Origin of the sequence: Bacillus sp. FJAT-53060, from assembly GCF_037104745.1 — a bacterium.
Taxonomy (GTDB): Bacteria; Bacillota; Bacilli; order Bacillales; family Bacillaceae; genus Bacillus; species Bacillus stratosphericus_B.
In genome coordinates, this window is sequence record NZ_JBAWSW010000004.1 from 1 (window position 1) to 20,948 (window position 20,948).

The following is a 20,948-nucleotide window of genomic DNA, read 5'->3' on the forward strand; positions in this document are numbered from 1 at the left end:
TTCGATAAAAAATTTGTTCAAATAAATCTGTATCGTGGAAGCGTCTCACATAATTTTTACCGAAGGTAGAAAAGTGCGGAATTTTCTCAGAAAACCCATACCCAATAAACCAACGATAAGCAACATTCGTTTCGATTTCTTTTATGGTTTGACGCATTGAGCGAATGCCAAATAGATATTGGATCAAAACCATTTTAATGAGAACAACGGGATCCACACTTGGTCTACCGTTGTCAGAACTATAATGATCTTTGACAAGATCATATACGAAGTCAAAATCGATCACTTGATCAATTTTTCGCACAAGATGATCTTCAGGCACTAATTCATCTAAAGCCACTACTTCTAATTGATTTCTTCTCTCTTCTTCACGTTTCGATAACATGTTCATCCCCCGCAGAATTGTGTTATTACCCTTATTATACAAAAAAGCTTGTAGACTTTGTCTACAAGCTGAAAAGACGCTATGAATAGCGTCTTTTTTTGAAAAATTAGATTTTCATGATGCCAGTCCCGCACCAAGGGCTTTTAAACCCTTGATACGACTGCATTCTAAAAGTTTTGATGGAGACGGTGGGAGTCGAACCCACGTCCAGAGACATCGATTACTTAAGCGTCTACGAGCGTAGTCAACATATTTACGTGTTCACTCATCCGCATGCCTGCTGACGGGCGCTTGGAGAGCTAGTCTGATGGATCTCTTCTTACGTCCTCAGACGAAGACGTAAGCGTAGCCTACTTCATTGGGCTCCTCACAAACACATAGGCGATGTCAGGAAGAGCTCGCTGCGCTTATTAGGCAGCTAGTGCTAAGTTTTGGTTAAAACTTTTAGTTTTGCCAGTTACATTTAAGTGCGTGTTAACGAGATCGCCTCTCGGCTCGCAGCCTAAGCTCGAACCATCCCTGTCGAATCCGTAACGTCCCCTTGTAAAAGGGATATACGGGATGGAAACGTTCAGCTTAACTGCTTCCGTATATAACTATTATAACAGCCTTATTGCCCGAAACAACTGGTGGTTTCTGTAAAAATGCGATGATAGTTTACTGCACATCGTATTTTAGCATAGTGTTGATGCTCTTAGCAAGCCATCCGCCCCGGGCTAGAATTGCTTCTGCCGATCACGGAAGGCACGTTCGATTTCACGTTTTGCATCTTTTTTCTTCAAATCTTCACGTTTATCGTATTTCTTTTTCCCTTTACCGACTCCGATCAGCACTTTGGCAAAGCCATTTTTCAAATATAATTTAATGGGAACGAGTGAGTAGCCCTCTTCCTTCGTCACACCAATCAATTTGCTAATTTGCTTGCGATGAAGCAGTAGCTTTCTCGTTCTCAGCGGATCATGATTATAGCGGTTCCCCTGCTCGTATGGGCTTACGTGCATGTTGTGAAGAAATACTTCTCCTCGTTCAATTTTGGCAAAGGAATCTTTTAAATTCACTTTTCCTGCACGAATCGATTTAATTTCAGTTCCTTGTAAAACAAGGCCGGCTTCGTACGTTTCTTCTATAAAATAGTCATGGTTCGCTTTTTTGTTTTGGGAAATAACCTTTCCCTCTCCCTTTGGCATTGGCGTACACCCTCCTTTTGACACAATCACGGTCCAAATCGTACGGATTATTTTATCAAACAATCCAGCTTTCGACAATGCTGACGCCATGTGGTCAAAAAGCAAATAGAGCATGATGCCCTATTTGCTTTTTTGGCCCGTTACTTTTTCTTTTTCCGCTTTTGATTCGGTGTGTTATCAAATACGCGTTTTTTCTTTTTCTTCTTTTTACGGCTAGTGAACCAGTCGCCGCCTTTATCATCTTTGACTTTATCCCCGGACGGCTTTTGACCTCCGTGCCCTCTTTTTGCAGGTGGATCTGTCCGTTTTTTGAACTTGAAATCTTTTGGCAATTTGCGGCGAGTGCCTTTCATCCCGACGATTTCAAAATCAATGGAGTGCTCATCTTTATTGACATCAACCACTTTGACAGTGATTTCATCACCAATACGGTAGACATTTCCTGTGCGTTCACCGATCATGGCAAAGTGCTGTTCATCAAAGCGATAGTAGTCGTCTGTCATGTAGCTGACATGGACAAGACCTTCTATTGTATTCGGTAATTCAACGAATAGTCCGAAGTTCGTCACGGAACTAATCATGCCATCAAACTCTTCACCAATTTTATCAAGCATAAACTCAGCCTTTTTCAGGTCATCTGTTTCACGCTCTGCATCGACTGATCGGCGCTCCATCGTAGACGCATGGTCTGCGATTTCTGGCAACAGCTGCCCCCATTTTTCAAGGGTCTCTTTGTCTGTCTTTTTCTGAATTAAATAGGTTCTGATCAGCCTATGCACGATTAAATCAGGATAACGGCGGATCGGCGATGTGAAGTGCGTATAAAATTCCGTAGATAATCCAAAATGGCCGATGCTTTCCGGATCATACTTCGCCTGTTTCATCGAGCGAAGCATCACGGTTTGAATCACCACTTCTTCTGGTTGATTTCGGACGGCATCGAGTACACTTTGAAGTGCACGCGGGTGAATATTCGTCGACGTACCTTTCACAATGTAACCAAATGTCGTGACGAACTCTAAAAAGCGCTGAAGTTTCTCAGGATTAGGTTCTTCGTGAATGCGGTAAATGAATGGAACATTCATCCAATGGAAATGCTCTGCCACCGTTTCGTTTGCAACCAGCATGAATTCTTCAATTAATTTCTCTGCGACGGAACGCTCACGAATCACCACGTCTTTCGCTGCTCCTTCATCATCTACAAGTACTTTTGCTTCCTTGAAATCAAAGTCTACAGCTCCGCGCTCCATCCGCTTGTCACGAAGAATTTCTGCAAGCTTCTCCATCTCTTGGAACATCGGTACAAGTAGCTCGTATTTGTCTAGTAGCTCTTCGTCTTGATCCACTAAAATCTTATTCACATCTGAATACGTCATTCTCTCCGTCGTTTTGATCACACTTTGGAAAATCTCGTGTTTGACGACCTTCCCGTTTCGATCAATAACCATTTCACAAGACAGTGTGAGACGATCGACCTTCGGATTTAATGAACAAATGCCGTTTGATAGGCGATGAGGAATCATCGGAATCACTCGGTCTACAAGATACACACTCGTCCCGCGCTCATAGGCTTCCTGATCAATGGGAGAATTCTCTGTGACATAATGAGAGACGTCCGCAATATGCACCCCTAGCTTGTATTTACCATCATCCAGCTTTTGCACAGTGACGGCATCATCCAGATCCTTTGCGTCTGCACCGTCAATTGTCACAATCGTTTCGTTGCGCAGATCACGTCTGCCTTTCAAATCTTTTTCATCGATTGTTTCAGGTGTGTCTGCTGCCTGCTGGAACGCTTCTTGTGGGAACTCACCCGGTAGGCCGTGTTTATGAATGATCGACAAAATATCGATGCCAGGGTCATTTTTATGACCTAAAATTTCAGTCACTTCGCCCTCTGCACTCATTCTTCCTTCTGGATAGCTTGTCAGCGTAACAACAACCTTATGACCTTCTACCGCTCCGTTTTTAGCGGATTTCGGAATAAAGATATCGTTTGTGATCTTTTTATCATCAGGAATGACAAAACCAAAGCTTTTCGTTTCTGTATAGGTACCGACAACCGTTTGAATATTTCGCTCCAGAATTCGAATGACTGTTCCTTCTTTTTTGGTGCCATTGGATTTATGGCTGACACGAACCATGACCGTATCGCCATTCATCGCTGTTCCAAGCTCTGTTGGAGGAATGAAAATATCATCCTGTCCAAACTCTTCAGGTGTCACAAAAGCAAATCCTTTCGTATGAGCGGACAGCTTTCCTTTTACCAAATTCATTTTTTCAGGTACACCGTAGCGATCACTGCGTGTACGTACAATGAGTCCCTGATCTTCTAGTGTCACAAGGGCTTTAATGAGCTCTTTATAATCATCCGCATTGGTAATTTCCATCATGACTTCTAGCTCTTGGACCGTTAACGGTTTATATGCTTCTTCTTTCATGAAAGCGAGTAATTCATCCATAAATTCTTCTTTTTGCACACTCTAACCTCCTATATATTTAAATTGACCAATCGAGTGATTCCAAGAATGCATATACATCCTGATGAACCTTTTCTCGCTCTTTATCAAGCGTGATGACATGGCCCGATTCTTCATACCATTTCAAGTGTTTTTCATCTGATTCTACTTCGTTATAAATAATATTGGCACTGTCTGTATTAATCATATGATCATGACGTGCCTGAACAACAAAAGTAGGTGAATAAATCATGTCAACATTACTTCTGACATCTGCAATCAGTTCTTGCAGAGCCTTGAGCATACCCATTGGTGGTTTCTTAAATTCTTCCATTTCTTGTTCAATCTGGTCCTCTGACTTACCCTCGAATTTTTTATAGTTACGGGCATAATCTAGTACACCCTGGTACATGACTTCTTCACTTTTTATGTACATAGGTGCACACATAGGTACAATTCCCTTTACAGGTACAGTGTAACCTAATTTCAATGAAAAAACTCCTCCGAGGGATAGTCCGCACACAGCAATTTCCTCATAGCCCTCATCTTTTAAAAATTGATAGCCTTCTTCTACATCTTTCCACCAATCTACCGGGCCTGTATAGACAAGCTCCTCTGGTGGCACGCCGTGTCCTTTGTATTGGGGTGCGTGGCATGTATAACCTCTTTCATTCAAATAACGGCCAAGCATTCGAACATCTGCTGTATTTCCAGTAAAACCGTGAAGAAGAAGCACCGCCTTTTCTCCACCTTTAAACGTAAATGGTTTTGGTGTAACAACTTTCATGATGTGACTTCCTTTCCTTCTGATATGGTTTATATTTTCCACTTGTATGTATGAAACACAGAAAAAAGAGTGCTGATAATAAAAAAAGGTCTGAAAAAAGATCAGACCTTCTGTTACTCGCGCCTTACACGCCTAAATATGCCAATGCAAGTGTTAAAATGAAGAAAAGCACTGACAAAATGACAGTTAATCGGTGAAGAATCAAGTCAAGACCTCTCGCTTTTTGCTTACCGAAGAGCTGCTCGGCTCCACCTGAAATAGCACCTGACAGTCCGTCACTTTTACTTGATTGTAATAATACAACAATGATAAGTGCGATACTGACAATTACGAGTAATGTGATAGCAAATACGTGCATGAAAACACCTCCAGACAAACTGGTACACATAACTTTATTTTACATGAAAATAAGGTGCATGTCACGAAACATCAAAATAAAGATTTACTATATATCGTCGACTTTATTTATCATTTTGATTCAATTTCTTTCCAAAGGTTTTCATACAACATGTTTTATATGGCATTTTTCTTTTAAAAAAAGATTTTAACGAGTTGCTTCTTCTTTTAATAGCTGTTTTAATTCTACTAACAGTCGTTCAGCCCCTTCAGGACTCAGCACCACTTTGCCATTTCCGTAGCTTTTGTTGTATTTCGTTATTTGGCCAGTTAACTGGCAGCTCTTATCTGCATCATATTTTTTCAGCATAATGGTTTGACCTTCGATGAAAATTTCTAAAAGCTGCTCTACTTTGATATTGAGTACCTTTCGCATTTCTGAAGGCAGAACAATTCTGCCAAGAGAATCAATGTGCCTGACCATCCCAGTCCTTTTCAATGATGTTGCCTCCTTTAGTTAAGATACTATGATTTTATTTATTGACTTTTGTCAATACTTTCATAGTAAAATAGATCTTCAAATTTTTTTTCAAAGTAATGAATCATTTTGCCAATAACAAGCTGTCCTGGTTTCCGGTGACCATTTAATACCCTGCTGAGTGTGGCAGGAGAGATGCCAATTTCATCTGCGAGCTGATTTAAAGACATATCGTTTTCGATCATATACTGCATCACAAAAGAACGCCTGATCTGAATCTTTTCAACCATCTTTACAACCTCCTATAGGATCAATATGTACAGAATGTAAGACTCTCTCATCAAACAGCTCCATTTACTTATGTCAACACTTTTATACCCTTGCTATTTCCTTTGGTCAATGATCATACTAAAATAAGTCATATACTGTAATGTGAGGTTCGATGACATGAATCCCTTTGGTGAACAATTACGCATTTTAAGAGAAAATAGAAAGATGTCTGTCAATCAACTCGCCATGTATTCTGGTGTAAGCGCTGCTGGTATTTCCCGTATTGAAAATGGAAAGCGTGGTGTGCCAAAGCCTTTAACCATAAAAAAATTAGCACACGCTTTGAAGGTGCCTTATGAGGATTTAATGCTGCTTGCCGGTTATATTGAACAGGAAAAAGTTCATGAAATGAAACCTAAATATGAGTCCATTTTGAAAATCTATCAAACGGCGCTCCAAAAGGATGTAGAACATCTCCCCATTTTTGATGGAGACCAATGGGAAACACTCACCACACAAGACATCAGACAGCTAAATCAATACTTTCTCACGCTCACCAACCAAAAAAAAGCGAACAAATAGCGGGGCATAAACTTAATGTACATCCACCATTAACTAATGTCAATATTTTCATGGTATACTTATTGCCAATAGTCAACAAATCGAGTAAAATAGAAATACCTAATCTTTAACCATGTGAGGTTTTGAGTTGATGAACTTCGGTGCATATTTAAGAGCATTACGTGAGGAAAAGAAACTATCTGTGAACCAATTAGCCATGTATTCAGAGGTTAGCGCTGCCGGTATTTCTCGGATTGAAAACGGGAAACGCGGCATTCCGAAACCTCCAACGATTAAGAAACTAGCAGGTGCATTAAAAATACCCTATGAGGAAATGATGCTGGCTGCAGGCTATATTGAGGAAGCATCCCCTGTCCCTCTGATCAAGGAAGCGGAAATGGCTTTGTCCAAAATAAGGGAAGCAGCAGAGCAATATGAACTTGGAGATCTCGAAATATTTGATGGAGACATATGGTCTACCCTTTCAAAAGAAGAAATTGAGGGCCTAAACCGCTATCTGTTATTTATGTTAAACATCCGTTCGTCATCATAAAATATTTTGATCATTGACAAGCTTTTTACGCTTATTTATAACTGAATTTCGGTATTATGGTGTCAGATTGCAGTGAAGAAAGATGAATTAATCTGACATGTGCCCCGGTTTGAAAAAGCAGAGATTAAAAGAGCTAGGAGCATCAGGTATTGTAAAACGGAGGTTTTTGCATAAACACCAGTACGCATTGAGTATTCTTTTGATGTGAGCCGCGTGATGATCATAAAACAACCTCCCTATCACATATGTAAGGGAGGTTTTGTCTTTTCTTTATGCCTCGAAATGCTTAAGCAGAGGTGATGTTTTTTTCAGGTAAGGCTTTTCTTTCTTTTTTCTTGTTGGTCGGGCTTAAATAGCGTTCAAGCCAGCCCATGACAAGATCGGCAATAATGGCCATGAGCGCAGTTGGAATAGCACCTGCTAAAATAATGGCTGTTCCGTTTGTGGCGTTTGATCCTCTGATGATGATATCACCAAGTCCTCCAGCACCAACAAATGTCCCAATCGCTGTAATGCCGATTGCGATGACTAGTGCGGTTCTTAAACCAGCCATAATGACAGATAAAGCAAGCGGTAATTCAACCATTCTCAGCACTTGCCATTTCGTCATGCCCATTGCCTTACCAGATTCTAAGTAGGCGTGCTCAATGGTAACAATTCCTGTGTATGTATTTCGGACGATGGGCAGAAGCGAATACAGAAAGAGTGATAGGATCACTGTATTTGCGCCAAGTCCTAAAACAAGCATCAACACAGAAAGCATCGCTAACGCTGGTATGGTTTGAATGACATTTGTAATGGCGAACACCCAATTGCTCAGCTTGCGATAATGTGCCACGAAGATGCCTACCGGAATTCCAACAATCGCCGCAAACAACACCCCATACGCTGACATGAGAAAATGCCGATAAAATTCTTCTAACACATATGAACCGTTCTGCTGATAATACGCCCATAATTGCTGCAATGTGTCCATCAGATTTGACACCTCCCAATCTTATTCAAAGTAATTGTGTTTTTTCAAGAAATTCTTCGCAACGGTCGCTGGTTCTTTAAGTTCCCCATCAACTTGATAATTGAGCTCTTGCATTTGTTCCGTATCGATTTTCCCAATCAGCCTGTTAATCACCTTATCCAGCCCTGGATTTTCTTTTAACACCTTCTCCGGGACAACTGGTGATGCATCATACGGCGGGAAGAATCGTTTATCATCTTTTAAAATTTTGAGATTATAGGCTTTGATCCGTCCATCTGTTGAATAAGCGAGCACAATATCCATTTTTTCATTTTTCAATGCATCATAAACTAAACCAATTTGCATCGGAAATGTGCTTCCAAATTGGATGCCGTATGTTTTCACAAACCCCTCATACCCGTCACCTTTCTTTTTGAGCCAAATATTATCAACACCGAAGCGATAATTTTTCGCATTCTTTTTCAAATCAGAGACAGTTTCTAAATTGTTTTCCTTCGCCATCTTTTGCGTCACGGCAAAGGCATAGGTATTATCAAAGCCATAGGAATCAAACCAATTGTATCCGTAGCGCTTTTTGAATTCTTTCTGGACAATTTCCATCGCACGCTTTGGGTCCTTTTCCGCATCCATTCCAAGAGTACTTGTCAAATCCGTGCCTGAATATCTTGTCGCAGAAATGTCAACATCACCGTTTTCCATCGCTTTCTGCTGTACGGTGTTAGATCCTAGGTTTTTCACAATGGTCGTCTTTTTATCTGTGTAATGCTCAATCATATCCCCAACCATATAGGCCATAATTTCTGATTCGGTAAAGTTTTGTGCTCCAATTCGCAGCGTATTGCCTGAGGAGCCGGCTAGTCCAGGAAGTGAACAGCCACTTATCAATAGCAAGCATCCGGCAAGCAGTGCACTGATCCAATTTGTTTTTCGATTCTTCACATGAGCCAACTCCTTATGAAACTTCCTTCAATCCTTTTAAGCCTTCTGGTGTTACTTTTTTCTCAAGCTTCATCAATGTAAAATCGATGATTACCGCTAAAATCGTGACTGGAATGGCACCAGCAATAATGTATTCCGTCTGATATAGTTGAAGTCCAATTAGAATATAGTCACCAAGACCGCCTCCACCGATAAAAGCGGCAAGTGTTGTCCAGCCAATCAAATAAATCGTTGACGTTCTGACACCTGCCATAATGACCGGAACGGCAAGCGGGAGTTCAACAAGACGAATTTGTTCAAATGTCGTCATGCCGATCCCTTTACCAGATTCAAGCAAGTTTTTGTTCACACCTTGAACACCGGCATACGTATTTCTCAAAATAGGCAAAACCGAATAGAAAAATAGAGCAACGATTGCAGGTATTTTCCCAACCCCCAAAATAGGAATAAAAAATGCAAGAATCGCTAAACTAGGGAGTGTTTGAAAGACATTGACAACACCGATGATAAAACCTGCGCCTTTTTTCATTCGTGTGAGAATAACACCTAGAGGAACGGCGACGATAATGCCTAACACGACAGCAATTAAAGAAATATATAAATGCTCCCACATTTTTGTGAGGAGTTCCCCACCATTTTTCTCTAGAAAATTGATGATTTGATCCATATGTACACCTCCCTTAGTTCATTTCAGTGACAGCCGGTGTATCTTCTCCCCAAATGGAATCATACACAACATCAACAAGACTTGCACGTGTCACAATGCCTTTTAAATGCCCTTGTGCGTCCACAACCGGTACATATTTAATGCCGCGTATTAAAATTCTTCGGACGGTGTCTCTTAGCAGCGCGCCTTCTTGTACTGTATAAAACTCTGTATTTAAAATATCGCCAACGAAGGCTGCTTTTCTGCGGTTCGCATCGATCGTTTCAATATCGATATAGCCTTTTAGCAATTGATCTTCATCCACCACAAGCAAGGAATCAACCCGCTTTTCTCTCATGATATAAATGGCATCCGTCAGCGTTTTTTCAACTGTAATCGTTACTGGTGACGTATTCATCATTTGCTCTACACGTTCCATGTTCGGATTTGATTGAAGCAGACGTTCTTTCCCGATGAACTCTTCTACGAACTCATTGACAGGGTTACGCAAAATATCATCTGGCGTGCCTACTTGGACAATCTCTCCATCCTTTAAGATCACTATTCGATCAGCGAGTTTGATCGCTTCATCCATGTCATGTGTGACAAATACGATTGTTTTATTTAACGTTTTTTGTAGTTTCTTAAATTCTTCTTGCAATGAATCTCGTGTAATTGGATCCAGTGCACCAAATGGTTCATCCATAAGGATGAGAGGGGGTTCTGCTGCTAGTGCACGAAGAACGCCGATTCGCTGCTGCTGTCCGCCACTGAGCTCATGCGGGTAACGCTCTAAATATTCCGGCCCCATGTCCACTAGCTTGAGCAGTTCTTGCGCCCGTTCTTTTCGTTTTTCTTCCGGCCATTTTAATAGCTTCGGAACAAGTGAAATGTTTTGCGCAATGGTCATATGGGGGAAAAGTCCAATTTGCTGAATGACATAACCAATCTCTCTTCTTAATTGGACTGGATCTTTTTTCATAATGTTTTCTCCCTCGATTAAAATGTTTCCTGAAGAAGGTTCAATGAGCCGGTTGATCATCTTCATAGTTGTCGTCTTACCACAGCCACTCGGTCCAATAAAACAAATAAATTCTCCTTTTGCTATTTCTAAATCAATATTTTTGACAGCTTTTCTTCCGCCTTTATACGTCTTAGATACATTGTCTAGTTTCAGCAAATGAGACACCTCCAATTAGTGGGATATATATTTTCAGAAAATTTTCACCTTATTTATTATAGTGCAAACTTTATAAAATAAAAAGTTTACGGTGTGTTTGTATTACATAAGATTCATTTAAAATTTTCAGTTAACGGTCTAATATGTAGTAATCCCTCCTTTTTCCTCCAAATTACTAGCAAATACTCAATATTTATTGTTTTCATCAACAAACAGGTATATGATATATTGTGATACAAATTGTCAGTCGTGAAGGGATGAAGCCAAGAGTGGACAAGTTAGCGTTAGGTGCCATTCAAAAAGCACAGGATCATTATATTGAAAAAGCTGCCGAGAACATGAATGCCTTTGGTCTTTCTGCTACAGTGGGTAGAGTGCTTGGTATCATTCACATGAACCGTAAACCGATGACGCTAGGAGAGCTATCAGAGGAGACCGGCATGAGCAAAACAAGAATGAGTCAAGTCGTTCGAGAAATGCTTGATTTGAATATTGCTGAAAAGGTTTATGAAAAAGGAATACGTAGAGATCTGTATGACGTTGAACAAGATCATTACCAAACGTTTATTTCGTTGTTTGCAGCCAATTGGTCACGTGTTGTCAGCAAAAATCGCAAGGCACATAAGAAAACGTGCAAGGAATTGTTGGAGCTACTTGAACAGGACGACTTACCAAAAGAGACAGAGGATAAAATCAATCTTCTTCTTTCAGAAATTAAGGAAAGTCTAGATTACTATGATTGGATTAGCCGCTTAATTGAGTTTTTTGAAAGTGAAGAAGTGTTTAAGCATGTGCCAAAACCTTAAAAAAGCTGTTTTATTTTACATTTTGTAGAAAAAACGGCTTTTTTATATACACTTATGACATCAACATTGGGAACATCCCTTTTATTCCTGCGCCAATCATCTCTACTGCTACTACAGCAAGAATCAAACCCATCAAACGAGTGACGACATTCATCTCTGTTTTCCCCATTTTTCGCATGATGAAACTTGAATATTGAAAGGCATAATAGGTCATGGCAAGAACGATCATAATGCCAATCAGAATCGCAAACATATGAAGCGCCACCTGACTTCCTGGGGTTAAACTCATCACTGTGGCAATCGTACCGGGGCCGGCAATAATGGGGATCGCTAGCGGTGTAACAGAGACATCTGCTTTCTCTTTGCTTTCTGCCTTTTCGTCCGAATGAGGGTTTTGAACATGGGATTCTTTTGCATTCAGCAAATTGTAAGCGATACCAAAAATAAAAATACCTCCGGCAATGCGGAGTGCATGAATATCAATTCCAAATAACTTGAAAATGAGCCTACCTGCCAGTAGAAAAGCAATCAAAATGATAAAAGATACGATAATGGCTTTTTTGGCCGTCTGGGTGCGCTCTTTCTCTGAATAGCCTTCTGTTAAGGTGATAAAAAGAGGCACGTTTCCAATTGGGTTTGACACAGCAAATAATGACACAACGACATGAATCATAAAGGAAATCAACAGACACCCTCCTTTTTTCATAGTGTCTGCCAATATGACGTAATTATTCCCATGTTCTGTTAAAACCTGTTTGTCTTTAACCGATGTTAATAGAGATTAAGAGAAAGGGGAATCACATGAAGAAAACCATCACCATTATCCTTCTGTCTGTTGCGATTTTAGGCGCAGTTGGCTGGATTGTCTGGCAGCAGCAGACCATCAACGAAGCAGAGGAAAAACATCAGCAACAAACCAAAACGACCGATCAGCAGCTAGCGCAGTTAAAATCAGATAAAACGGATATGAAACATGAAAACGATGATCAAAAAAAGAAACTGTTCACCGTCACAAAAAAGCTGGAGAAAGAAAAGAAGGCTTATCAAAAAGAGGTCAAACAGCGTAAAGCTCTTGAGTTAAAAATTGACCAGCTTCAAAAAGAGCTGGCAGCAGCGAAAACAACTGCTCAAGCAAATAAGCAGACAGCACAAGCTACTAGGAAACCACCTGTCAAAAAAGACCCGAATGTCACTCATCACCCTCCCTCCCAGTGGGTACAGGATCAATATGATTGGGGCGTTAAACAAGGGTATATTAAAGAATAAAGAGGATGAAGTGAATTGATACAGATTCGGCCATTGTCTCGTGATCAATCTGTTCCTATGGATCTTTTACTATTAGCTGACCCTTCAAAAGAAAAGGTCCTTGCCTATATACAATCTGGCTCTTGTTATGTCGCTTTTCATGAACAAGAACTGATTGGTGTCTATGTTCTTTCATCTCGATCCCAGCACACCGTAGAAATTATGAATGTCGCCGTCAAGGAGTCATGGCAAGGAAAAGGAATTGGGAAACAGCTAGTCCGCCACGCCATTACTGAAGCTAAAACAGCCGGTGCTCACACAATCGAAATCGGCACGGGAAACTCTAGTATTCATCAGCTAGCCCTTTATCAAAAGTGTGGCTTCCGCCTTACATCCATCGATCATGATTTCTTCCTTAAGCATTATGATGAACCGATCTATGAAAATGGCATTCAATGTATGGATATGGTCCGACTTTCGTACGTTCTTCAAGCAGACTGACTTCATTCAGTCTGCTTTTTTATGTTCTGCGCTTTTTTACCACATGAATCACATATTGAATCAAGAAGTAGAGTACACCGCCCGCTAAAAAGCATCCACGCATCCAAAAAGGGTCGCCTCTGAGCTGAATTGATCCTCATCAATTTTCATGATATAAAACGGCATGCCAAACAAAGTGGGACTTGATTCAACATGATTGACCTATATCATCAGTAAAATAATACCATTATCGTATATAAAACATACAGTTTAATTAGAATCGTATTTTTATTATGTATTTAGTTATTTATTTCACATAAATTTTGGTCGATTTATATTTTCAACTGACATCAAGATCCTTTTTTCACAATGAAACAAAGCTGACTAAACATTCAGCTTTGCGGATTCCAAAAACAAAAAAACGCTGTTGCACGCTCTCATAAAAGAACGGCACGCAGCGCCTTGTTAACATTACTTATTCAAGTTGTAGAATGTTGCAATACCGTGATATTGTGCTGTTTCAGCCAATTGATCTTCGATGCGAAGTAATTGGTTGTATTTCGCCACACGGTCCGTACGAGACGGAGCACCTGTTTTGATTTGTCCAGCATTTGTTGCAACTGCGATGTCTGCGATTGTGCTATCTTCAGTTTCACCAGAACGGTGAGAGATGACAGCTGTGTATCCTGCACGTTTCGCCATTTCGATTGCATCAAATGTTTCAGTTAATGTACCGATTTGGTTTACTTTGATCAGGATGGAGTTACCGACACCATTTTTGATACCTTCAGAAAGCTTCTTCGTATTTGTTACGAACAAGTCGTCTCCTACTAACTGAACCTTGCTGCCAATACGCTCAGTTAATAGTTTGTGACCTTCCCAGTCGTTTTCATCAAGGCCGTCTTCGATAGAGATGATTGGGTATTTCGATACCATATCTTCATACCAGTCAACCATTTCAGCAGATGTTTTCACAACACCTTCGCCTGATAAATGATATTTACCGTCTTCTTTGTTATAGAACTCAGAAGATGCAGCATCCATTGCAAGTTTCACTTCTTCACCTGGTTTGAAGCCAGCTTTTTCAATAGCTTCTACGATTGTTTGAAGCGCTTCTTCGTTAGAACCAAGGTTTGGAGCGAATCCACCTTCGTCACCTACAGCTGTGTTTAAGCCTTTTGCGCTTAATACAGATTTCAGGCTATGGAAGATTTGTGCGCCCATGCGAAGTGCTTCACGGAAGTTTGGTGCACCTACAGGCATAATCATGAATTCTTGAATATCTACGTTGTTATCCGCATGCTCTCCGCCATTGACAATGTTCATCATTGGAACTGGAAGCGTTTTGGAGTTGAATCCACCAAGATATTGGTAAAGTGGAATTTGTAAAAAATCAGCAGCTGCACGTGCTACAGCGATAGATACGCCAAGGATTGCGTTTGCGCCTAATTTCCCTTTGTTTTCTGTTCCATCAAGTTCGATTAACAGCTTGTCAATCGCTACTTGTTCTGTTACATCAAATCCTAAAAGCTCTGGTGCAATGATTTCGTTTACGTTGTTTACTGCTGTTAGAACACCTTTTCCAAGGTAACGGTCTTTGTCCCCGTCACGTAGTTCTACTGCTTCATATTCACCAGTAGAAGCACCACTTGGAACTAATGCACGGCCAAAGCCGCCAGACTCCGTGTACACCTCTACTTCAACTGTTGGGTTACCGCGAGAGTCTAATACTTCGCGTGCATATACGTCAACAATGTATGGCATTGTTATTTCTCTCCTTTTGAAATCAATTTGTTATTTATGAATCAATGATGTTCCTGTCATCTCTTTTGGTTTTTCAAGACCAAGTAAGTCTAAAAGCGTTGGAGATAGGTCGGCTAAAATGCCGCCTTCTCTAAGCGTCACACCTTTTTTCGTCACGATCACTGGAACAGGGTTTGTTGTATGCGCAGTATGCGGCTTTCCTTCTTCGGTAATCAGCACGTCTGCGTTACCGTGGTCTGCCGTGATGATGGCGTGTCCGCCTTTTGCTAGAATTGCGTCGACGACAGCTCCTAAGCACTCATCCACTGCTTCAATTGCTTTAATTGTTGGGTCGAGCATCCCTGAATGACCAACCATATCCGGGTTAGCAAAGTTCAGAATGATCGCATCATGCTTGTCTGCATTGATGTCTTCAACAAGTGCATCCTTTACCTCGTAAGCACTCATTTCCGGCTTTAGGTCATAGGTTGCAACCTTTGGTGAATTGATCAGGATGCGGTCTTCACCAGGGAATTCTTCTTCACGTCCACCACTCATAAAGAAAGTCACATGAGGATATTTCTCTGTTTCCGCAATACGCAGTTGTTTCATTCCATTTTTAGAAATGACTTCTCCTACTGTGTTATCCAAATTCACGGGTTTGAAGGCTACATAGCCATCAACCGTTTCACTGAAGTGTGTTAAGCAGACGAAATGTAAATGCTTCGGATGCGCTTCTCCGCGGTCAAACGAGCGGAAATCTTCATTTGTGAATGTGTTAGAAATTTGGATCGCACGGTCTGGTCGGAAGTTATAGAAAATCACAGAGTCGCCGTCGCTTACTTTCCCAACAGGTTCACCATTTTCTCTTGTAATGACAGATGGAATCACGAATTCATCGTAGATTCCATTTTCATATGAGTCATCAACAACATCATAGATGTTTTGATAACTTGGGCCTTCACCATACGCCATTGCGCGATATGCTTTTTCCACACGATCCCAGCGTTTGTCACGGTCCATTGAGTAATAGCGTCCAGAAAGTGTTGCGACTTCACCAACACCAATTTCTTTGATTTGTTCCTCAAGCTGTTTTAAGTACACTTTGGCTGTCTTCTGACCTACATCACGTCCGTCCAAAAAGCCATGAATGTATACCTTTGTTAAGCCTTCTTTTTTCGCTAGTTTCAGCAGGGCAAAAAGATGCTGGATGTGACTGTGTACGCCACCATTAGACAATAGACCAAATAAATGAAGGGCTTTGTCATTCTCTTTTGCATAAGTCATTGCATCTAGGAACGTTTCGTTTTTCTCAAATTCCCCATCACGAATGGCAACATTCACTCTTGTTAAACTTTGATATACAATGCGTCCTGCACCGATGTTCAAATGCCCCACTTCAGAGTTCCCCATTTGACCTTCCGGGAGACCTACTGCCTCACCTGAAGCCGTTAAGGTTTGATGCGGGAATTCGTTCCAGTAGCGGTCATAGTTCGGTTTCTTTGCTTGTGCAACAGCGTTACCGACTGTTTCGCTTCTTAAACCGAACCCGTCTAAGATGATTAATGCAGCTGGTTTCTTACTCATATTGACCTTCCTCCAATAATTGAACGAAAGACTGAGGCTCTAGGCTTGCGCCACCAACCAAAGCACCGTCAATATCGGATTCTGCCATATATTCTTTAATATTTACCGGCTTCACGCTTCCGCCATATTGAATGCGAAGGCTATCTGCCGCTTCTTGACCAAATTCGTTTGCAACGGTCTGGCGAATGTGTGCACAAACATCGTTTGCATCTTTGGCTGTAGAAGATTTCCCTGTACCGATGGCCCAGATTGGCTCATACGCAATGACAGATTCAGCCACTTGCTGCTTTGTTAAACCAGCTAGTGCTTGCTTCACTTGATCAGCGACAAGTTCATTTGTTTTGCCGGCTTCACGCTCTTCAAGCGTTTCACCTACACAGATCATTGGTACAATACCATGCTTGAATGCTGCATGTGCTTTTTTGTTCACTGTTTCATCTGTTTCAGCGAAGAATTCGCGGCGCTCTGAATGTCCAATCACTGAGTAGCCGATACCTAGATCTTTTAGAGCAGTAGGGCTGATTTCGCCAGTGAATGCACCGTTTTCTTCAAAGTGCATATTTTGCGCCCCAATTTTAAGGTCTGTTTCGTTTGAAAGGCTGTTTAGCTTTTCAAGGAAAAGTGCTGGCACACAGACAATAGATTCCACTTTGTCAGGAGATGGAATAGATGACTTTACTTCTTGAACGAAGCTTACTGCTTCGCCAAGGGTTTTATTCATTTTCCAGTTCCCAGCTATAATTGGTTTTCTCATGATTGACACTTCCTTATAGCAGTTTTGGTCTTATTTATCGTTTAATGCAGTAACACCTGGAAGTTCTTTGCCTTCCATAAATTCAAGTGAAGCGCCGCCGCCTGTTGAAATATGGCTCATCTGATCCGCAAGGCCAAATTTCTCAACAGCTGCTGCTGAATCTCCACCACCAATGACAGAATATGTATCTTTTGCTTCTGCCAGTGTTTCTGCGATTGCTTTTGTTCCTTTCGAGAATGCATCGATTTCAAATACACCCATTGGTCCGTTCCAGACAACAAGTTTGCTCTTTTTGATTACGTCAGCATACATGTCTCTTGTCTCTGTCCCAATATCAAGTGCTTCTAGATCACTTGGAATATCAGAGATTGGCACAATGCTTGTATTCGCATCATTTGAAAAGTCGTCGGCTACTAGAACATCTGTTGGAATCAGGAAGTTCACGCCTTTTTCTTTTGCACGATCCATAAAGGATTTCGCTAAATCTACTTTGTCTTCCTCTAAAAGAGATTTCCCTACTTCGTGGCCAAGTGCTTTGACAAATGTATAAGCAAGTCCGCCGCCGATGATGAGATTGTCCACTTTATTAAGAAGACTTTCAATCACACCGATTTTATCCTTTACTTTTGCACCACCGATAATCGCTGTAAATGGGCGATCAGGGTTTAATATTGCCTTTCCTAGAACCTCAAGCTCTTTTTGCATGAGGAAGCCCGAAACAGCAGGAAGATATGCTGCAATACCAGCTGTCGATGCATGTGCACGATGTGCAGCACCAAACGCATCATTGACATACACATCCGCTAAATCAGCAAACGCTTTTGATAATTCAGGATCGTTCTTTTCTTCACCAGGATAGAAACGAACGTTTTCAAGCACTAGCACATCTCCTTCTATTAAGTCAGAGATTTGCTTTTTCACGTCATCGCCGTAAGCTTCATCCGCTTTTTTCACTTCTTTTCCAAGAAGCTCTTGCAGACGTTTAGCCACAGGTGTCAGTCGCAGTTCTTCAGTAACTTGACCCTTCGGACGACCCAAATGACTAGCTAGTAGTACCTTTGCGCCTTCTCCTGTTAAATACTCAATCGTTGGTAATGCTGCGCGTATACGAGTATCATCCGTCACTTCTCCGTCCTTCATTGGAACGTTAAAATCTACGCGGCAGAACACAACCTTACCTTTTACGTCAATGTCTTTTACTGATTTCTTATTCATGCTCGTCAGGAGATCCTCCTTTATTCTTGTTTCCTTACGCATTGGACAAGTCTCTCTTTATCCTTTTCCCATTTTGCCCTCATCAAAACGAGAAATCGTGCAGAACGGATAAAAACAGAGAAAAGGGAAAGGGATGCTTCCCCTTCCCTTGTCCGTCTTCATTATATCGTGTCTCTAGGAAAGAACCAAGTGAGTTCCTTCAGTGTGAGAAATTAAAGACCTTGTTTTGCAATATAAGCTGCAAGGTCAACTACGCGATGAGAATACCCACTCTCGTTATCGTACCAAGAGATGACTTTTACCATGCTGCCTTCCATGACCATTGTAGAAAGAGCATCAATTGTAGAAGAGTTTGCATTACCATTGTAGTCACCAGACACTAATGGCTCTTCGCTGTAGCCAAGGATTCCTTTAAGTTCTCCTTCAGCTGCTTCTTTTAATGCTGCATTTACGTCTTCAGCTGTCACATCTTGGTTTAATTCAGCAACAAGGTCAACTAAAGAAACGTTAGGTGTTGGAACACGCATTGCGCCACCGTTTAATTTGCCTTTTAGTTCAGGCAATACAAGAGAAACTGCTTTTGCAGCACCTGTAGAAGTTGGGATGATGTTTTCCGCAGCTGCACGAGCACGACGGTAGTCTTTGTGCGGAAGATCAAGAATTTGCTGGTCATTTGTGTATGAGTGAACTGTTGTCATCATACCGCGTTTAATGCCAAAATTATCGTTAAGTACTTTTGCAAATGGAGCTAAGCAGTTTGTTGTACAAGATGCATTAGAAATGACATCGTGGCTAGCTGCATCGTATTTGTCTTCGTTTACACCCATAACGATTGTGATATCTTCTTCGTTAGCAGGAGCAGAAATGATCACTTTTTTAGCGCCAGCTTCTAAGTGTTTTGCAGCGTCTGCACGTTTAGTGAAGAAACCAGTAGATTCAACAACGATTTCTACGCCTTGTTTACCCCAGCTTAATTTTGCAGGGTCACGCTCAGCTGATACTTCGATTGTTTTACCGTTCACTACTAAGTTTGTACCGTCTACAGAAACCTCTGCGTCTAGTTTTCCGTGAACAGAGTCATATTGTAAAAGGTGTGCAAGCATGTTAGCGTCTGTTAGATCGTTAACCGCTACTACCTCAACCTCAGGATTAATTAATGCTGCACGAAATACGTTACGTCCAATACGTCCAAATCCGTTAATACCGACTTTTACTGCCATGATGTTTCCTCCTTTTAGGTAACAGAATGTTTTATATTGAGGGATCAATTGACTCCCTTAATAACTCTTTTGCGGCTCCTTCGTCTGTGACAAGAACGGTTCGGCGGGGTTTTTTGAAATAAGCTTCAATGGCCCCTGCCTTTGAAGATCCACCTGCAACAGCAATGATGTGTGGAATGCTTTCTAAATCATCTAGCTGCATGCCGACGGAGTGAACTTTGTGGACGACCTCACCATCACGATTAAAGTAATAGCCAAAGGCCTCTGTCACTGCGTCAAGCTCATCAATCTTTTTTAAATCTTCATCTGGTGTGTTTCGTCTCATCGCCATTGTTTTTGCTTCACCGATCCCATGTATGAGCATCGTGGATGATTTAATCGTTTGAAGCACTTCTTTGACGGACGGCTCTTCAATAATCGAAGAGTACGCACCTTCTGACAGCTGCCCTGGAACAAACAGCAGCTTGTAAGTACCGGAAGCTTTTTCAGCCATGTGGGCACAAATGGTGTTTGCCTGATTTTTTACATTCTCCCCAAGACCGCCTCTTGCAGGGACAAACATCATGTCTCGATTTTTGGCATCAGGGGTCATCATGTCGGCAACGGCTTCCATCGTCGTTCCGCCAGTGACGGCGACGATATTATTTCCTGTAAACCTTTTTTTCATACATTGGACAGCAGCTCTTCCCATTTCTTGCTTCACCCACAGGGATTCATCACTGTCACCAGAAACGATCATGACTTCTTCCAGGCCTAACTTTTTCTTTAATGTATTTTCCAAAAAGGTTAAACCTAAAACGTCCTTCATCATTCCTTCTAGTAATTCCAGCAAAGCATGACCTTCACTTGTCAGCATCATACCGCTTGCTTTGACATCCAGCAGGTTTTGTTCTTTTAAGAATAGAACTTCAGCTCTTAATATACGCTCACTGAGACCAAGACTATTCGCAAGGCTTCTGCGGCCAATTGGTTCAGCTAATCTAATGTACTGCAAAATGTCGTAGCGTTTTTGCATAACTGTGAGAAGATCTGGCAATAATTTTTTTTGAGCTTCCAATAAACGATTCATGGCAAACGACCCTTTCTTGGACTTAAAACGTCCCACTGTGACAAAAAACGTCCCACCACAGCCAAAAAAAAT

Annotated in this window: 23 protein-coding genes and 1 other RNA gene; 5 read left to right on the top strand and 19 right to left on the bottom strand. The window is 41.3% G+C overall.

The window, feature by feature from the left end; translation table 11 throughout:
- From WAX46_RS02985 to WAX46_RS03020, 8 genes are all read right to left on the bottom strand, one after another.
- Nucleotides 1-385 (bottom strand): transposase (locus tag WAX46_RS02985; RefSeq protein ID WP_336493336.1); only part of this gene is annotated, 385 nt, incomplete at its 3' end.
- A gap of 177 nt (nt 386-562) precedes the next feature.
- Nucleotides 563-926: a transfer-messenger RNA gene (gene ssrA, locus WAX46_RS02990) on the bottom strand.
- Between the two features lie 175 nt (nt 927-1,101).
- Nucleotides 1,102-1,572 (bottom strand): SsrA-binding protein SmpB, encoded by a 471-nt coding sequence (gene smpB, locus WAX46_RS02995; RefSeq protein ID WP_226567171.1) that lies wholly within the window; start codon nt 1,570-1,572, stop codon nt 1,102-1,104.
- A 140-nt stretch (nt 1,573-1,712) separates the two neighbouring features.
- Nucleotides 1,713-4,052: a ribonuclease R gene (gene rnr, locus WAX46_RS03000; protein ID WP_336493337.1), complete on the bottom strand. Its 2,340-nt coding sequence runs from the start codon at nt 4,050-4,052 to the stop codon at nt 1,713-1,715.
- A gap of 19 nt (nt 4,053-4,071) precedes the next feature.
- On the bottom strand, nt 4,072-4,818 hold the full coding sequence (locus WAX46_RS03005; protein ID WP_226567173.1) for an alpha/beta hydrolase: 747 nt from the start codon (nt 4,816-4,818) through the stop codon (nt 4,072-4,074).
- A 124-nt stretch (nt 4,819-4,942) separates the two neighbouring features.
- Nucleotides 4,943-5,176 carry a preprotein translocase subunit SecG gene (gene secG / locus WAX46_RS03010; RefSeq protein WP_226567174.1) on the bottom strand — a complete coding sequence of 78 codons (234 nt, stop codon included), beginning with the start codon at nt 5,174-5,176 and terminating at the stop codon, nt 4,943-4,945.
- Nucleotides 5,177-5,362: 186 nt separating this feature from the next.
- Complete coding sequence (locus WAX46_RS03015) at nt 5,363-5,653, bottom strand: AbrB/MazE/SpoVT family DNA-binding domain-containing protein (RefSeq protein ID WP_226567175.1); 291 nt, start codon at nt 5,651-5,653, stop codon at nt 5,363-5,365.
- A 38-nt stretch (nt 5,654-5,691) separates the two neighbouring features.
- A complete protein-coding gene (locus tag WAX46_RS03020; RefSeq protein WP_226567176.1) occupies nt 5,692-5,922 on the bottom strand; it encodes a helix-turn-helix domain-containing protein in 231 nt (76 codons plus the stop codon).
- Between the two features lie 157 nt (nt 5,923-6,079).
- On the opposite strand from WAX46_RS03020, the gene WAX46_RS03025 reads away from it, so the two are divergent.
- Nucleotides 6,080-6,484 carry a helix-turn-helix domain-containing protein gene (locus WAX46_RS03025; RefSeq protein WP_336493338.1) on the top strand — a complete coding sequence of 135 codons (405 nt, stop codon included), beginning with the start codon at nt 6,080-6,082 and terminating at the stop codon, nt 6,482-6,484.
- Between the two features lie 130 nt (nt 6,485-6,614).
- Nucleotides 6,615-7,016 (top strand): helix-turn-helix domain-containing protein, encoded by a 402-nt coding sequence (locus tag WAX46_RS03030; RefSeq protein WP_281430308.1) that lies wholly within the window; start codon nt 6,615-6,617, stop codon nt 7,014-7,016.
- Between the two features lie 286 nt (nt 7,017-7,302).
- On the opposite strand, the gene WAX46_RS03035 is transcribed toward WAX46_RS03030, so the two are convergent.
- The 4 genes from WAX46_RS03035 to WAX46_RS03050 are packed head-to-tail and all read right to left on the bottom strand — an operon-like array spanning nt 7,303 to nt 10,757.
- Nucleotides 7,303-7,992: an ABC transporter permease gene (locus WAX46_RS03035; protein WP_226567179.1), complete on the bottom strand. Its 690-nt coding sequence runs from the start codon at nt 7,990-7,992 to the stop codon at nt 7,303-7,305.
- A gap of 21 nt (nt 7,993-8,013) precedes the next feature.
- On the bottom strand, nt 8,014-8,931 hold the full coding sequence (locus WAX46_RS03040) for an osmoprotectant ABC transporter substrate-binding protein (protein ID WP_336493339.1): 918 nt from the start codon (nt 8,929-8,931) through the stop codon (nt 8,014-8,016).
- Between the two features lie 13 nt (nt 8,932-8,944).
- Nucleotides 8,945-9,598 (bottom strand): ABC transporter permease, encoded by a 654-nt coding sequence (locus tag WAX46_RS03045; protein WP_226567181.1) that lies wholly within the window; start codon nt 9,596-9,598, stop codon nt 8,945-8,947.
- A gap of 13 nt (nt 9,599-9,611) precedes the next feature.
- Complete coding sequence (locus WAX46_RS03050) at nt 9,612-10,757, bottom strand: betaine/proline/choline family ABC transporter ATP-binding protein (RefSeq protein ID WP_226567182.1); 1,146 nt, start codon at nt 10,755-10,757, stop codon at nt 9,612-9,614.
- Between the two features lie 269 nt (nt 10,758-11,026).
- Between WAX46_RS03050 and WAX46_RS03055 the strand changes: the two genes are divergently transcribed.
- On the top strand, nt 11,027-11,563 hold the full coding sequence (locus tag WAX46_RS03055) for a GbsR/MarR family transcriptional regulator (protein WP_226567183.1): 537 nt from the start codon (nt 11,027-11,029) through the stop codon (nt 11,561-11,563).
- 52 nt (nt 11,564-11,615) lie between these two features.
- On the opposite strand, the gene WAX46_RS03060 is transcribed toward WAX46_RS03055, so the two are convergent.
- The gene (locus WAX46_RS03060) at nt 11,616-12,248 is read right to left on the bottom strand and encodes a MarC family protein (protein WP_226567184.1); all 633 of its coding nucleotides are present in this window, start codon (nt 12,246-12,248) and stop codon (nt 11,616-11,618) included.
- 116 nt (nt 12,249-12,364) lie between these two features.
- Between WAX46_RS03060 and WAX46_RS03065 the strand changes: the two genes are divergently transcribed.
- Complete coding sequence (locus tag WAX46_RS03065) at nt 12,365-12,829, top strand: hypothetical protein (RefSeq protein WP_226567185.1); 465 nt, start codon at nt 12,365-12,367, stop codon at nt 12,827-12,829.
- A gap of 15 nt (nt 12,830-12,844) precedes the next feature.
- Nucleotides 12,845-13,309, top strand: coding sequence for a GNAT family N-acetyltransferase (locus tag WAX46_RS03070; RefSeq protein WP_226567186.1), 465 nt, complete (start codon nt 12,845-12,847; stop codon nt 13,307-13,309).
- A 450-nt stretch (nt 13,310-13,759) separates the two neighbouring features.
- Here WAX46_RS03070 and eno read toward each other — a convergent pair whose 3' ends face one another.
- From eno to WAX46_RS03100, 6 genes are all read right to left on the bottom strand, one after another.
- On the bottom strand, nt 13,760-15,052 hold the full coding sequence (eno, locus tag WAX46_RS03075) for a phosphopyruvate hydratase (protein WP_336493340.1): 1,293 nt from the start codon (nt 15,050-15,052) through the stop codon (nt 13,760-13,762).
- A gap of 30 nt (nt 15,053-15,082) precedes the next feature.
- Entirely contained in the window at nt 15,083-16,618 is a 1,536-nt protein-coding gene (gene gpmI, locus WAX46_RS03080; RefSeq protein ID WP_226567188.1) for a 2,3-bisphosphoglycerate-independent phosphoglycerate mutase, read from the bottom strand.
- The gene (gene tpiA / locus WAX46_RS03085) at nt 16,611-17,372 is read right to left on the bottom strand and encodes a triose-phosphate isomerase (RefSeq protein ID WP_226567189.1); all 762 of its coding nucleotides are present in this window, start codon (nt 17,370-17,372) and stop codon (nt 16,611-16,613) included. The genes gpmI and tpiA overlap by 8 nt, the downstream gene beginning before the upstream one ends.
- Before the next feature lie 30 nt (nt 17,373-17,402).
- Nucleotides 17,403-18,587, bottom strand: coding sequence for a phosphoglycerate kinase (locus tag WAX46_RS03090; RefSeq protein WP_226567190.1), 1,185 nt, complete (start codon nt 18,585-18,587; stop codon nt 17,403-17,405).
- A gap of 212 nt (nt 18,588-18,799) precedes the next feature.
- Nucleotides 18,800-19,807 carry a type I glyceraldehyde-3-phosphate dehydrogenase gene (gap, locus tag WAX46_RS03095; protein WP_226567191.1) on the bottom strand — a complete coding sequence of 336 codons (1,008 nt, stop codon included), beginning with the start codon at nt 19,805-19,807 and terminating at the stop codon, nt 18,800-18,802.
- Between the two features lie 31 nt (nt 19,808-19,838).
- On the bottom strand, nt 19,839-20,876 hold the full coding sequence (locus WAX46_RS03100) for a sugar-binding transcriptional regulator (RefSeq protein ID WP_226567192.1): 1,038 nt from the start codon (nt 20,874-20,876) through the stop codon (nt 19,839-19,841).
- Nucleotides 20,877-20,948 lie beyond the last annotated feature (72 nt).